The sequence below is a fragment of the Erwinia sp. 009765445 genome (assembly GCF_058137865.1).
Genome location: NZ_JBYUWC010000001.1, coordinates 414,300 through 428,809, shown reverse-complemented (window position 1 = coordinate 428,809; position 14,510 = coordinate 414,300). Strand labels below are relative to the sequence as shown.

The window sequence follows — 14,510 nt, the reverse complement described above, 5'->3', positions numbered from 1 at the left end:
CAGGCATGTATACAGGTATCGATCTCGGCACTTCAGGCGTCAAAGTCATCCTGCTGAATGAAGATAACAGGGTGTTAGCCAGCCACACGGAGCCGCTGACGGTTTCCCGGCCTCATTCATTATGGTCTGAACAACATCCCGGAGGAGTGGTGGCAGGCAACAGATCGGGCGATGCAGGCTCTCGCACAGAAGCATCCATTGCATGACGTCCGGGCGCTGGGGCTGACCGGGCAAATGCATGGCGCGGTTCTGCTTGGCAGACAGCAGAACGTGCTGCGACCGGCCATTTTATGGAATGACGGCCGCAGCAGCCTGGCTTGTCAGCAGCTTGAAAAGAGCGTGCCGGAGTCACGGCGGATCACCGGCAATCTGATGATGCCGGGCTTCACGGCGCCAAAACTGCTGTGGGTGAGAGAGCACGAGCCGGATATTTTCCGTCAGATCACCCGTGTTCTGTTGCCAAAAGATTATCTGCGCTGGCGGATGACCGGTGATTTTGCCAGTGACATGTCAGATGCTGCGGGCACAATGTGGCTGGATGTCGGCAGACGAGACTGGCACGATAATCTGCTGTCGGCCTGTGGCTTATCCCGGGACCAGATGCCTGCATTGTTTGAAGGTTATCAGGTGACAGGAACACTGCGGTCTGACGTAAGCCAGCGTTGGGGACTGCCTGCGCGGTTACCGGTGGTGGCCGGTGGTGGGGACAATACGGCAGGAGCCATTGGGGCGAGGATCTGGCAGGAAGGGCAGGCGATGCTGTCACTGGGAACGTCCGGCGTTTATTTTACAGTATGCAAGGGTTTTCTGAGTAATCCTGAACGGGCCGTGCACAGTTTCTGCCATGCTCTGCCGCAGACCTGGCATCTGATGTCGGTGATGCTCAGTGCCGCTTCCTGTCTGGACTGGGCCGCACGACTGACCGGACAACAATCGGTAGCCGATCTCCTGAAACTGGCGGGAAAAGTTCAGCTTAACGAGCATTCTCCCTGCTTCCTGCCCTATCTTTCTGGTGAACGAACGCCGCACAATAATCCGGACGCAACGGGACTTTTTTGGGGATTCACCCACCAGCACGGTCCGGAAGATCTGGCGATGGCGGTGCTGGAAGGGGTCAGTCTGGGGCTGGCGGAGGGGATGTCAGTGCTGCATGCCTCAGGCGTCAGGCCATCGTCGGTCACGCTGATTGGCGGTGGTGCGCGAAGTCATCTCTGGCGGCAGCTTCTGGCTGATATCAGTGGGATGGCGCTGGATTGCCGTACCGGTGGTGATGTCGGGCCTGCTCTGGGCGCGGCCCGACTGGCGAGGATGAGCTGTAATCCTGGCGTTTCCACTGGCGAATTGTTACCTGAACTTCCGCTGGAAGCCCGCTATATCCCGGATGCGGATCGCCACGCGCTATACCGTGTCCGGCAGGCGCGGTTCAGCACGCTTTACCGGCAGACGGCCAGCATAAATTAAACAGGGGATTTTAAATCCCTGGTGTGAACAGGCGTCAGATTAACCCTCTGCTTCCTGCTGCTTTTCCGATCCTGCTCGCATCTCTGAAGCATAACTTCCCCTTTCAGCACTTTACTTATTTTTTCCCCGGGTCGCCGGGCATTACTCTGATGTTACGGAACAGGCAACCCCGTTTGCCGACCATCTTCAGGAAAACGCAATGAACATCAGTGACCGTAACGCCACGCCTCAGGCAAGAATTTCGCTGCTTTTTAACGCCAATAAGGCCTATGACCGGCAAATTATCGAGGGAATCGGTGAGTTTTTTTATGCCTCACAGTGTGGGTGGGATATCTATATCGAAGAGGATTTCAGCGTCCATCACTTTACTCATACAATCCTGACCAGCAGCGGTATCATCGCCGATTTTGACGATGAAAATATTGCCCGTCAGCTGAGCCACACTGACATACCGGTGGTGGGTGTGGGCGGTTCCTACCATAACCGACAGGACTATCCGCCTGTACACTATGTCGCGACGGATAACGAAGCGCTGGTTGCCGCAGCGTTAAACCATCTGATTGAGCGTTTTGCTTTCTATGGTCTGCCACAGGAGGCCGGTAAACGCTGGGCCCAGGAGCGTGCGGCAGCCTTTGAACATCTGAGCCGCAAAATGTCCTGCCCCGGCATTATCTATGAAGGTCTGGTAACGGACAGCAATACCTGGGGGGAGGCGCAGCAAAGACTGGCCCGGTGGCTGAAAGGGTTGCCTCCGCAGACCGGTATTATTGCGGTTACTGATGCCCGCGCCCGGCACGTGCTGCAAACTTGTGACTGTATCGGTATCACCGTGCCGGAAAGCCTGTGTGTAATCGGCATTGATAATGAGGAACTGACCCGTTACCTGTCGAAAATTTCGCTTTCGTCAGTGATGCAGGGAACCCGCAAAATGGGGTTTGCAGCGGCAAAATTGCTGGATGCGTTGTTATCTCAGCGGCAGACAGCGAATGAGCCGATCATCGTGCCGCCGGAAAGAGTGATTGCAAGACAGTCAACGGATTACCGCTCTGTCATCGACACTATGGTGATCAGGGCGATGGGGTTTATTCGCAAAAATGCCTGCCGGGGGATTACCGTTGAACACGTACTGGAAGCTATAGGCACCTCGCGTTCGAATCTCGACAAAAAATTTATGACGGAGATGGGAATGACTATCCATAAAGTTATCCAGGATGAAAAGCTGGGCAAAGCGAAGGCGCTGCTGGCAACGACCCTTCTGCCTGTAGCCGAAATCAGTCGTTTATGTGGTTATAACACCCCGCAATATTTCTGTGCTATTTTCCAGCAGGCGCTGGCGGTCACGCCGGTAAAATACCGTAGCGATAATGTCGTGTCCCCCCGGTAGTGGGTGAAGGGCCGTGAAATTCAACCTGGTAAGATGACATCAGTTGTCTCTGATATACACCTGATGTTGCTTCTATGAAAATATAATGTTTATTATTGTTGTAAGGATGGTTTCTCATTAACTATTCGGGTGGGAAGTTTGAGGATAAAAAAGTGAAGTGTGAATTGAGTCACTAATGATTTTTTAAAACTCTCTATCCTTTGTAAGACTTTTTTCGGCGATAGAATCTGCATGCTTTCAGGTTTTAATATTATTCTTAATGCCGGGAATTAATTATTTTTACAGGGTGTTGTGGAAGAGTTATGTCTGGTCAAGTGGTATTTAACCGGGTGTACCGGAATGATGATAAGGCTGTCGCAGAGATAAAATGCTTTCTGCGTGAAAACGAACTGAATATCGATCGGACCATCAGAGTGTTTGTCACTGCTATCCAGCAGGGAAAGCTGGTGGCCTGCGGCGGCATTGCTGACAATATTATTAAATGCGTGGCCGTTTCCCCAGACCTGCGCGGTGAAGGGTTGGGGCTTGCACTGGCTACTGAGCTGGTCAATCTGGCCTGGGAGATGGATCAAACCCAACTGTTCATCTATACCAAAACGCAAAATGAATCCCTGTTCCGCCAGTGCGGTTTCTATCCCATTGCCCACGTGCCGGGGATTATGGTGCTGATGGAAAACAGCCCCTGTCGGTTATCCCGTTATGCCGCCCAGCTTGCCAACCAGCGAAAACCGGGCGAAAAAATTGGCAGTATTGTGATGAACGCTAACCCGTTTACCCTTGGGCACCACTATCTGGTGCAACAGGCCGCAGCAGCCTGTGACTGGTTGCACCTGTTTCTGGTCCGGGAAGATAACTCTCGCTTTCGTTATCAGGACCGGTTAGATCTGGTTACGGCGGGCACTCAGGGGATTGCTAATCTGACGATCCATGAGGGATCGCAATATATTATTTCCCGCGCAACGTTCCCCTGTTATTTCATCAAAGAAAAAGGGATTGCCGATGAGTGTTATACAGAAATCGATCTGAAAATTTTCCGGCAATATCTGGCTCCCTCGTTGGGAATTACTCATCGTTTCGTGGGCAATGAACCTTTTTGTGAGGTGACAGCAAAATATAACCGCGATATGCGTTACTGGCTGAATACGCCCGCATTGGCGGAGCCGCCAGTAGAATTGGTGGAGATTGAGCGGCTGAAATATAACGGCACGCCGATTTCGGCTTCATGGGTAAGAAAACTGCTGCCTGCAGGCGATATACAGGCTATTGCTCCGCTGGTACCGGAAGCAACAAAACACTTTTTAGAATGCCTTCTGGCAAAACGCCAGGAAATTGCCGTCACCTAATCAGAGGAAGGGATGAAAATAATCAGGGAAGCAATGGCCGGAACGCTTGAGTCCAGCGATGTGATGGTGCGCATCGCTCCCTCGACAGGCCGGCAGCACGATTTGCTGATAGCCAGCAGCGTGGAAAAACAGTTCGGGGATGCCATCCGGCACACCCTGCTCCAGGTGCTGGCGCACTATCAGGTTGAGCCAGTTCAGGTGATTGTCGATGATAAAGGTGCGCTGGATTGTGTTCTCCGGGCGCGGATGGAGACGGCGCTGATGCGTGCCAGCGGTCTTGACGCTCTCCCCTGGGAGGCCAGCAATGCACATGCCGGATAAAAAGCGGGTACGGCGAAGCATGCTGTTTGTCCCCGGAGCCAATGCGGCAATGTTGAGTAACGCCTTTATTTATCAGGCGGATGCCGTGATGTTCGATCTGGAAGACTCCGTTATCCTCCGTGAGAAAGATGCTGCGCGAAGGCTGGTTTTCCATGCGTTGCAGCATCCCCTCTACCAGCAACAGGAAACTCTCGTTCGCGTGAATGCGCTGGACAGCCCTCATGGCCTCGCGGATTTGCAGGCTGTGGTACGGGGTGGCGCAAACATTGTGCGTTTGCCAAAAACCGATTGCGCACAGGACGTGGTGGATATGGCGCAAGAGATTACGGCGATTGAGGTCGCCTGCGGGAGACAGCAGGGCAGCACTGGCCTGCTGGCAGCTATTGAGTCGGCTGAAGGGATCACTAATGCAGTGGCGATAGCACGGGCTTCATCCAGGCTTGTCGGCATTGCACTTGGCGCAGAAGATTATGTGCGGAACCTGCGCACAGAGCGCTCACCCGAGGGCATCGAGCTGCTGTTTGCCCGCTGTTCGATTCTTCAGGCTGCCCGTGCAGCAGGTATCCAGGCGTTCGACACGGTCTACTCTGATGCCAGTAATGACGCGGGCTTTCTGCAGGAGGCTGCCCTGATTAAACAGCTCGGTTTTGACGGGAAATCGCTGATCAATCCCCGGCAAATTGAGCTGATCCATAACCTTTATGCCCCAACCGCCAGTGAAGCTGCCCATGCGCAGCGCGTGGTAGATGCTGCTGTTGCCGCTGAGCGGGAAGGACGGGGAGTGGTGTCACTGAATGGCAAAATGGTCGATGGCCCGGTGATTGAACGCGCCCGTCTGGTGCTGCAGAGAGTGGCTCTTTCCGGTCTGCATCAGGAAGAGGGCTACGGTAAGGAAACCCGATGAACCGACAACAACGTCTGATGACTTTGCGCACAGAGCGAGAAATTTTGTGCTTCCGTGATACTGAAAAAACGCAGCGGCGGGCGCAGAAACCCGGCGATATCAAGCGCTGCAGCACCCTCAGGGAGGCCATCCTGCGCAGTGGATTGCAGGATGGAATGACGGTATCTTTCCACCACGCCTTTCGCAATGGCGACCTGGCGCTTAACCAGGTGATGGCGACGCTGGCAGAGATGGGGTTGCGTAATCTCACTCTGGCGTCCAGTTCTCTCAGCGACTGCCATGCACCGCTGGTTGAGCATATTCGCGAAGGTGTGGTCAGTTGCATTTATACCTCGGGCCTGCGGGGTCCACTGGCGGAAGCCATCTCACGCGGCCTGCTCCGGCAGCCGGTCCAGATCCATTCGCACGGCGGACGGGTCAACCTGATAACGTCTGGCGAACTGCATATCGATGTCGCTTTCCTGGCGGTCCCGGCCTGCGATGAATATGGCAATGCCAATGGCTACAGCAGTGAGGCCTGCTGCGGGTCGCTGGGTTATGCCCTGGTTGATGCGCAGGTGGCGGATAAAGTGGTGCTGCTGACCGAAGCGATAGTGCCTTATCCGCATCATCCGGCCAGCCTGGCCCAGGATCGGGTCGACCTGATTGTGCCGCTGGAGAAAGTCGGAGATGCCGACAAGATCGGTGCTGACGCCACGCGCATGACCTCAAATCCCAGGGAGTTGCTGATTGCCCGACGTGCGGCAGAGATTATTGTCCGCTCCGGTTATTTCACCGACGGCTTTTCTTTGCAAACAGGCACGGGCGGTGCTTCGCTGGCCGTGACCCGCTTTCTGGCAGATAAAATGCGTGCGAAAGGGATCCAGGCGGCCTTTGCGCTGGGAGGGATTAGCTCAGCGATGGTGGAGCTGCATGAACAGGGGCTGATAGGCAAATTGCTCGACGTGCAGAGCTTTGACCGCATGGCCGCCATGTCACTGGCCCGCAATCCGGGCCATATCGAAATCAGTGCTAATCAGTATGCCAACTTTCACTCGAAAGGGGCGGTGGTTGACCGGCTTGACGTGGTGGTGCTCAGCGCGCTGGAAATTGATACCGGGTTTAACGTCAACGTACTGACCGGTTCGGATGGCGTGCTGCGCGGTGCTTCGGGTGGGCACTGTGACACTGCCGCTGCTGCACAGTTGGCGATCATTGTTGCGCCGCTGGTGCGCGGGCGAATTCCCACTCTGGTTAAAGAGGTCATCACCTGCATTACGCCGGGATCGGGCATCGATATCCTGGTGACCGATCACGGCACAGCGGTCAATCCATCCCGCCCGGAGCTGGCGCAGCGCTTACGCGAAGAGGGGATCGATCTGGTCAGCATTGAATGGCTGTACGAGCGGGCCAGACTACTGACGGGCGATCCAAAACCAGTGGCCTTTACTGACAATGTGGTGGCCGTAGTGCGCTACCGGGATGGTTCAGTGATAGATGTCGTGCATCAGATTGCAGAATAACCCGGCGATCCCTGAACAGGCAGACGGACGGGCAGTCAGCCTGCCCGAACTGCTTGCCAGCCGCGATAACCGACAGGCTCGTCAGCGGCAGTGGTTGCACCAGCAGCCCGCCACGCTGGTAGTGCTGACCGTGGTCACGCCCGGTGCCGTCAAAGACAGCGAGCTGACCCGGCGGATTTTTAATGCCGGATGGCAGCAAATACAGCAGCGGCGGTGGCCTGTTCTGCGGGCTGAGGCCTTTACGCTGGCAACCGGTTGTGAAGGGTTCTGGCTGGTGGATGCGAAGGCAGAGGCAGTGAAAGCGCAGACAATCGTGCTGGAGTCTGATGAACCCCTCGGGCGGCTTTGGGATATTGATGTGCTGACGTTTGAAGGAGAGATCCTGTCCCGCCGGGAAAGGGGATTAGCAGAGCGGCAGTGCCTGTTGTGCGCGTTGCCCGCAAAGGTTTGCGCAAGACAGAGAACACATAATGTTGCCGGGCTTCTGGCGGAGATGACAAGGCGGGCCGATGCAGCTTTTAACCCGCAATAAGCCAGGCGTGGTTGACGTATCACCCGATCCCAATCGGTTTGCTGCTGATGCCATCCAGGCATTACTGGCCGAGGTCAATCTGACGCCAAAGCCAGGTCTGGTAGATCGGCGCAACAACGGCGCACATACCGATATGCATATCGGGACTTTTTGCCGCAGCGTTGCCGCTATTAACTTGTGGCTCCCTCGTTTTATCCATCAGGGGCGGGTGGATGCGGCGTTGCCCGAACATCGGATTTTGTCACGTTTGCGTCCGGCCGGGATGGCTTGTGAAAGCCACATGTATCGGGCTACGGGCGGGGTTAATACCCATAAGGGGAGCATTTTTTCTCTGGCTTTATTGTGTGCGGTATTTGGGCGACTTTATCAGCAGCGGAAAATCCTCAGTGCTGCAACGCTTTGTCACGGAGTTGCGGCAATCAGCCAGGGGCTGGTGAGCCGTGAGCTGGAAAACAACAATCCCTGCCAGACTGCAGGCCAACGTTTATACGCGACATATGGCCTGAAGGGGGCACGCGGTGAAGCGGAAGCCGGTTTTCCACTGGTGATTAATGGCGCTCTTCCTTTACTTCATCAGGGCAGAGAGCAGGGCCACAGTGAACAGGAAGTGATGACGGACTGCCTGCTGTGGCTGATGGCTCATAACGACGATACCAACGTCGTCTCCCGCGGAGGAATGGCCGGATTGCGCTGGTTAAAACAGGAATCAGCCGCGTTGCTGGCACAGAGAGAGAGGGGGAACAGGCAGGCAGGATGGGAAGCATTGATCCGGTTTGATGACGCATGCATAGCACGCAATCTCAGCCCGGGTGGCAGTGCTGATTTGTTGATAGTGAGCTGGCTGCTGGCCCGTTTGCCACAGTCCTGATGACCCTAAACGGGTCGCCTAAGGAGAGGCTGAGTGTCTGAATTAACATCCAAAATAGTGAAGTCCCTGGCACCGCTGGCAGTCCTGGCGGCCATTTTACTGATACCGGTACCCGAAGGAATGCCGCCGCAGGCCTGGTATTTTTTTGCTATTTTCGTCACCATGATTGTCGGGATGATCCTGGAGCCAATCCCTGCCACGGCAATCAGCTTTATTGCTGTGACGGCCAGCGTGCTGGCAGCTGACTGGGTTTTGTTCGGCGCGAAGGAGCTGGCGGCACCTGGTTTTAACGCCGGTAAAGAGGCGCTGAAATGGGGGCTGGCTGGTTTTTCCAGCGCAACGGTCTGGCTGGTCTTCGGCGCATTTATCTTCGCGCTGGGCTATGAATCTACCGGTCTTGGCAGACGGATTGCCCTGTTTATGGTGAAGTTTATGGGGAAACGCACACTGACGCTGGGATATGCAGTGGTTATCGTGGATGTTCTGCTGGCCCCGTTCACACCCTCTAATACGGCGCGGACAGGAGGCACCGTTTTCCCGGTAGTTCGAAATCTGCCACCACTGTTTGACTCCTTCCCCAATGATGCTTCCTCCCGCCGCATAGGTGGCTACCTGATGTGGATGATGGTGGTGGGGACCAGCATCAGCTCCTCTATGTTTATCACCGGCGCGGCCCCCAACGTGCTGGGCATCGAATTTGTGAACAAGATTGCTGGTCTGCAAATCAGCTGGATGCAGTGGTTCCTGGCCTTTTTACCGGTCGGACTGATCCTGCTGATTGTTGCGCCGCTGATCTCCTGGTACCTCTACAAACCCGGCGTGACGCACAGTAATGAAGTCGCGGTCTGGGCAGGCAGCGCATTGGTTGAGATGGGCAAAGTTTCACGCAAGGAATATACGCTGATCGCTCTGGTGTTGCTCAGCCTGTGCCTGTGGGTCTTTGGCGGCAAGGTGGTGAATGCCACGGCAGTGTGTTTGCTGGCGGTTTCGCTGATGCTGGTGCTGAAGGTCGTTGCCTGGAAGGATATCACTCGCTATTCAAGTGCATGGAATACGCTGGTTAATCTCGCCACGCTGGTGGTGATGGCCAGCGGGCTGACCCGCTCGGGCTTTATCGACTGGTTTGCCACAACCATGAGCACGCATCTGGAAGGTTTTTCGCCGGATACGACGCTGATTGCGTTAGTGCTGGTGTTTTACTTTGCTCACTACCTCTTTGCCAGCCTGTCAGCGCATACGGCAACGCTGCTGCCGGTCATTCTGGCGGTGGGGAAAGGTTTACCCGGCGTATCAATGGAGCATCTGTCGATCCTGCTGGTGTTGTCGATCGGCCTGATGGGCGTGTTGACGCCTTATGCCACCGGTCCCGGGGTGATTATCTATGGCTGCGGCTACGTAAAATCGAAAGATTACTGGCGTCTCGGCGGCATCCTTGGCGTGGTTTACATCACCCTGCTGCTGGTGGTGGGCTGGCCAATCCTCAGCATATGGTACTGATATCAGGTTCGAAACAGGCTGACAGTTGGTCACCCGGTGAAATGCCTTGACTGACAGGCAGTTCACTGCGTTCAGGGCTGGCCTCGTCAACTCAGGTCAATGCACTAACGCTAATATTTCTTCAGCTCAATCGTGGATGAAGTGTTGGCCAGATTCGAAGTAATCCTGACCTGATGTTATCCATGTTTGTTGAAGCAGGGCGCAGTTATGCAGTGTCCTCGCTTTAAAATTACATCCCGAAAACGGTTGAGATTGCAGTGACAGGCCCAAAAGCAAGAAGCCCGCTCAGGTTATTTTTGAGCGGGCTTCTTTAATATGGCTCCTCTGACTGGACTCGAACCAGTGACATACGGATTAACAGTCCGCCGTTCTACCGACTGAACTACAGAGGAATTGTTTCAACGGGGCGCATGTTATCGGTGCCCCTTCCCAATGTCAAAGGGGGGAATGCAATTTCCGGTGCGTTTGCTGGCAATACCAGCGATCCGCTGATTTTCTCGCCCTGCGGTACAAACTCCAATCTCTTGCGCCAGATCCCACTTTCGAGGGATTACGTTGCCGATGTTAGAGGTGTGTCAAATTTTTGTTATCTGAAGATTTTAAAACAGTTGTTTCGGTGATTTCATTTTGAAAATTTCAAATTACTTTATTTTGAAATAAATGAACTGAAGTGGGTTTCCCGGCCGTTACGCGTGAAAAACTGAAACGCAGGTTAGAAATTAACTCGCTGATTTAAATAACGTAAAAGAAAGGAGTGAAGGAATAAAACGGGCCTTACCCTGAGCACTATCTCCCCTACATTTTACTAAAGCCGTCGGTGAAGTTGAGTGAATGTAAAAGATATTTTTCATTCGATGTCCCAGCCAGCCTGCTCATGCTAACGACAAAAAGGGCTTTGCCATGAACGTGAAAAAAACGATTTTAGCGTCGCTGTTAGTGTGTATGTTACCCGTCTCTGCCTTTGCGAAAGATCTTCAGGTCGGCGTCTCTATGGCACTTTTTGATGATAACTTCCTGACCATTGTCCGCAACTCAATCACAAAAGAGATGGATAAAGAGCAGGTTAAAGGACAGATAGAAGACGCCAAAGGCGACGTTGCCCAGCAGCTGCAACAGGTGCAGAACTTCATCGGTCAGGGCGTGGATGCCATCATCGTCAACCCGGTAGACACCAACGCGGTGAAACCGATTATCGATCAGGCCAGCAAAGCGGGTATACCGCTGATTTTTGTTAACCGCGAACCGGCAGGCCAGCTGCCAGACAAAATGGCTTATGTCGGGTCGGATTCTGAGCTGGCGGGTCGCCTGCAGATGGAAGCGCTGGCAAAAAACATGAACTTTAAAGGCAACGTGGCCATTCTGTTGGGTGACCTCGCCAATGAGTCCACCCGTAAACGCACCGCAGGCGTTAAAGCGGTGGTCGCCAAATATCCTGGCCTGAAAGTGGTGAAGGAACAAACCGCAAAATTCACCCGTAACGATGCTGTGGATGTGGTCAGCAACTGGTTAACCGCTGGCGATGATATCCAGGCAATCGCTTCCAATAACGATGAAATGGCGATCGGTGCGCTGCAGGCACTCGGCAAAAATGACGGACATGTGCTGGTGGCAGGCGTGGATGGTACTCCTGATGCCCTGCAGATGATCAAAAACGGCAAGATGGTTGCCACCGTCTTCCAGGACGGGAAAGGCCAGGGTGAAGGCGCAGTGCAGACTGCGGTGAAGCTGGCTAAGGGTGAGAAAGTGCAGAAGGTTGTCGATATCCCGTTCCAGCTGATCACCAAAGACAACATGGCGAAATTTGCCAGCCAGAACCAAAAATAACCCCGCTGTACGGAGGTGAAGAATGGCCGCATTTGCGCTTGAAGCCGAAGGCATCAGCAAGTTTTTTCCGGGTGTAAAGGCACTGAGTAACGTCTCTTTACGTGTAAAAGCCGGAACCGTCCATGCGCTGATGGGTGAAAATGGCGCGGGCAAATCTACTTTAATGAAGTGCCTCATCGGGATTTATCGTCCCGATGAGGGCACGATCCGCGTTAAAGGGGAGCCGGTGCAATTTCGGGATACGATGGACGCGCTGCGTTCCGGTATCTCAATGATTCATCAGGAACTTAATCTGGTGCCGTACATGACGGTGGCCGAAAATATCTGGCTGGGCCGTGAGCCAATTAAGTACGGCTTTGTTGACCACGGCAGGCTGAACAAACTGACCAAAGACCTGCTGAGCAAACTCAATATTCGCCTGACGCCGGAGCGGCTGGTGGGCGATTTGAGTATCGCTTCGCAGCAGATGGTGGAAATTGCCAGGGCGGTCTCCTGGAATGCCGATGTGGTGATTATGGACGAACCGACTTCGGCGCTGACCGAAACGGAAGTTTCCCATCTGTTTGCCATTATTCGTGACCTCCGGCAGCAGGGAAAAGCCATCATCTATATCAGCCATAAAATGGATGAGATTTTTACCATTACGGATGAGGTGAGCGTATTCCGCGACGGTGCCTGGGTGGGCAGCAACGAGACTTCCAGCTATACGCGGCAGTCGCTGATCACCCAGATGGTGGGCCGCGAACTGACCCAGCTGTTCCCGAAATTCAACAGCGACATTGGTGAAGATGTTCTGACCGCGCGCAATCTGCAGCGCAAAGATGTGTTTCATGACATCAGCTTCAGCGTCCGTCGCGGAGAGATCCTTGGTGTGGCTGGGCTTGTAGGCGCTGGCCGCAGCGAGGTGATGGAGAGCCTGTTTGGCATGACCAGCATCGATAGCGGTGAAATCCTGATGGACGGCGTGCCGGCCAGGATTGATTCGCCTTCCACGGCAATTGAAAAAGGGCTGGCGTTTCTGACCGAGGATCGCAAGAAATCCGGGCTGTTCCTGGTGCTGTCGGTGATGGAGAACATGAGCATCGTCAACATGCCGGAGTACAGCAGTAAGGCAGGCTTCGTCAGCCATATGCAGATGGCGAAAGATTGCATGGAACAGATCCGACGTCTGAATATCAAGACACCCACCATGGTCCAGATTATTAACAACCTCAGTGGCGGTAACCAGCAGAAGGTGCTGATAGCCCGCTGGCTGCTGGCGCAACCGAAAGTCCTGATCCTCGATGAGCCCACACGCGGTATCGACGTCGGCGCCAAAGCGGAGATCTACCGCCTGATCAGCGAACTGGCGAACCGTGGCGTTGCCATCATTATGGTCTCCTCAGATCTGCCTGAAATTCTGGGTATGAGCGACCGGGTGATGGTAATGCACGGCGGTCGTATCACCGGCATCCTCAGTAAAGAAGAGGCTGACCAGGAAACCATTTTGTCGTTGGCGTCCGAATAGGGGCGTGAGAGGACTATATGAGTGACGTAAAGATGACAACTCAGCAGCCGGTTCAGTCGGTATCACTGTTCAGTAACCTGAAAAGTAAGTTACCTAAAGACACCGGCATCTTTATCGTGATGGTCGGCATTGCGCTGATATTTGAAGCTTTCGGCTGGTATGTCCGTGACCAGTCGTTCCTGATGAACCCGAACCGTCTGGTGCTGATTATTTTGCAGGTGGCAATTATCGGCATTATCGCGGTGGGGGTGACTCAGGTCATTATCACCACCGGGATTGACCTCTCTTCCGGCTCGGTGATTGCGCTGACAGCGGTGGTATCGGCCAGCCTGGCACAAACCTCTGACAGCCTGACGCCAATGTATCCTTCGCTGGTCAATCTGCCTGCGGTGGTGCCGATTGCCGCAGCGGTGATTGGCGGCAGCAGCCTGATGGGCGGAGTGGGGCGTATAACCGGTACGCTGATTGGTGCGGTAATCCTCGGTCTGATCAAAAGCGGCTTCACCTTTGTTGGCGTTGATGCTTATGTGCAGGACATCATCAAAGGCATTATTATCGTCGCTGCCGTTTCTGTCGACATGTATCGCAACCGTAAGAAACGTTGAGTTTGGTTCTGCAAAAGTCATTAAGGGCGGCGGGGCGCCCTTTTTGGTGGGTGAGATCCTCTCTCAACGCGACCAGCTGCGGACAATTTTGTTTTTATCAAAACTGATTTGTAAACGATCGCCGTGGTACTCCGTGTTACCTGACATTTTCCCTGAGGCCTTGCTGGCAGCGCTGGAGGCACTGTTGGCGGTATTCGCCATACCCAGCGCACTGGAAATGGCTCCGGCGCCGGGAATATAACCGGCCAGACCTGAAGCGGTATTGAGGGGGCCATTTTGTCGTAATACCAATAGGCGGTGCCATCAGAGTGAACGGTCTGATCGTCAGGTACGCCATATAGCGACTGGACTTCCGCATGCGTCGTCTTATTTTCAACAACATGACTGTTCAGATAGCTGGCGCTGAATTTGTCTTCGCTACCCGTTGAACTACATCCTGAAAGCACTAAAACCGCCAGTACAGTACGCAGTATTTTTTCATTTTTTATGCCCTGAAATGATGTTGTGAAATAGTTATTATCATATTTCGGAACTGTGAGAAACATTTAGTCACTTCCACTGCCGGAAAGCTGACAAAATACTAACACTGCGCGCGTCATTGAGTGGAAGCGATTACATGCACACCGTAATGGCATTTTCTGCACCATTGCAGTGCGATTTGCGTGACTGGTGTGACCCCGTCAGTATCAAAAAGAGTGATTAACCCTTTAGGGGTAATCAGATTCTCTTATTTAACCGCCTGTTAGCCATAAGCTGGCGCTG

The 14,510-nt window shown here is 53.9% G+C and carries 12 protein-coding genes, 1 tRNA gene and 1 pseudogene; 12 read left to right on the top strand and 2 right to left on the bottom strand.

The features are described from left to right. The first annotated feature begins 5 nt into the window (after positions 1 to 5). The 9 genes and pseudogenes from xylB (at position 6) to AC3Y5R_RS01940 (ending at position 9,812) form a co-directional block, all read left to right on the top strand. Positions 6 to 1,461, top strand: a pseudogene (gene xylB, locus AC3Y5R_RS01980) (xylulokinase). Positions 1,462 to 1,660: 199 nt separating this feature from the next. Beyond that, complete coding sequence (locus tag AC3Y5R_RS01975) at positions 1,661 to 2,845, top strand: AraC family transcriptional regulator (protein WP_489919904.1); 1,185 nt, start codon at positions 1,661 to 1,663, stop codon at positions 2,843 to 2,845. A 302-nt stretch (positions 2,846 to 3,147) separates the two neighbouring features. Continuing rightward, positions 3,148 to 4,188: a [citrate (pro-3S)-lyase] ligase gene (gene citC / locus AC3Y5R_RS01970; RefSeq protein WP_489919903.1), complete on the top strand. Its 1,041-nt coding sequence runs from the start codon at positions 3,148 to 3,150 to the stop codon at positions 4,186 to 4,188. A 12-nt stretch (positions 4,189 to 4,200) separates the two neighbouring features. After that, positions 4,201 to 4,509 carry a citrate lyase acyl carrier protein gene (citD, locus tag AC3Y5R_RS01965; RefSeq protein ID WP_489919902.1) on the top strand — a complete coding sequence of 103 codons (309 nt, stop codon included), beginning with the start codon at positions 4,201 to 4,203 and terminating at the stop codon, positions 4,507 to 4,509. Next, positions 4,499 to 5,413, top strand: a complete 915-nt coding sequence (locus AC3Y5R_RS01960) for an aldolase/citrate lyase family protein (protein WP_489919901.1) — start codon at positions 4,499 to 4,501, stop codon at positions 5,411 to 5,413. The genes citD and AC3Y5R_RS01960 overlap by 11 nt, the downstream gene beginning before the upstream one ends. Before the next feature lie 17 nt (positions 5,414 to 5,430). Next, on the top strand, positions 5,431 to 6,915 hold the full coding sequence (gene citF, locus AC3Y5R_RS01955; protein ID WP_489919927.1) for a citrate lyase subunit alpha: 1,485 nt from the start codon (positions 5,431 to 5,433) through the stop codon (positions 6,913 to 6,915). Continuing rightward, positions 6,890 to 7,447 carry a citrate lyase holo-[acyl-carrier protein] synthase gene (citX, locus tag AC3Y5R_RS01950; protein WP_489919900.1) on the top strand — a complete coding sequence of 186 codons (558 nt, stop codon included), beginning with the start codon at positions 6,890 to 6,892 and terminating at the stop codon, positions 7,445 to 7,447. The genes citF and citX overlap by 26 nt, the downstream gene beginning before the upstream one ends. Next, positions 7,425 to 8,315, top strand: coding sequence for a triphosphoribosyl-dephospho-CoA synthase CitG (gene citG, locus AC3Y5R_RS01945; RefSeq protein ID WP_489919899.1), 891 nt, complete (start codon positions 7,425 to 7,427; stop codon positions 8,313 to 8,315). The genes citX and citG overlap by 23 nt, the downstream gene beginning before the upstream one ends. 33 nt (positions 8,316 to 8,348) lie before the next feature. Next, a complete protein-coding gene (locus AC3Y5R_RS01940) occupies positions 8,349 to 9,812 on the top strand; it encodes an anion permease (protein ID WP_489919898.1) in 1,464 nt (487 codons plus the stop codon). 316 nt (positions 9,813 to 10,128) lie between these two features. On the opposite strand, the gene AC3Y5R_RS01935 is transcribed toward AC3Y5R_RS01940, so the two are convergent. Continuing rightward, a tRNA-Asn gene (locus AC3Y5R_RS01935) sits at positions 10,129 to 10,204 on the bottom strand. A 508-nt stretch (positions 10,205 to 10,712) separates the two neighbouring features. Between AC3Y5R_RS01935 and AC3Y5R_RS01930 the strand changes: the two genes are divergently transcribed. Genes AC3Y5R_RS01930 through AC3Y5R_RS01920 form a run of 3 tightly spaced genes read left to right on the top strand, consistent with a single transcriptional unit; the run spans position 10,713 to position 13,748 of the window. Next, positions 10,713 to 11,636 (top strand): sugar ABC transporter substrate-binding protein, encoded by a 924-nt coding sequence (locus AC3Y5R_RS01930; protein ID WP_489919897.1) that lies wholly within the window; start codon positions 10,713 to 10,715, stop codon positions 11,634 to 11,636. Positions 11,637 to 11,658: 22 nt separating this feature from the next. After that, positions 11,659 to 13,143, top strand: coding sequence for a sugar ABC transporter ATP-binding protein (locus AC3Y5R_RS01925; RefSeq protein WP_489919896.1), 1,485 nt, complete (start codon positions 11,659 to 11,661; stop codon positions 13,141 to 13,143). Positions 13,144 to 13,160: 17 nt separating this feature from the next. Then, entirely contained in the window at positions 13,161 to 13,748 is a 588-nt protein-coding gene (locus AC3Y5R_RS01920; RefSeq protein WP_489919895.1) for an ABC transporter permease, read from the top strand. A 63-nt stretch (positions 13,749 to 13,811) separates the two neighbouring features. Here the strand turns inward: AC3Y5R_RS01920 and AC3Y5R_RS01915 are convergent, their stop codons facing one another. Further along, positions 13,812 to 14,039 (bottom strand): hypothetical protein, encoded by a 228-nt coding sequence (locus tag AC3Y5R_RS01915; RefSeq protein WP_489919894.1) that lies wholly within the window; start codon positions 14,037 to 14,039, stop codon positions 13,812 to 13,814. Positions 14,040 to 14,510 lie beyond the last annotated feature (471 nt).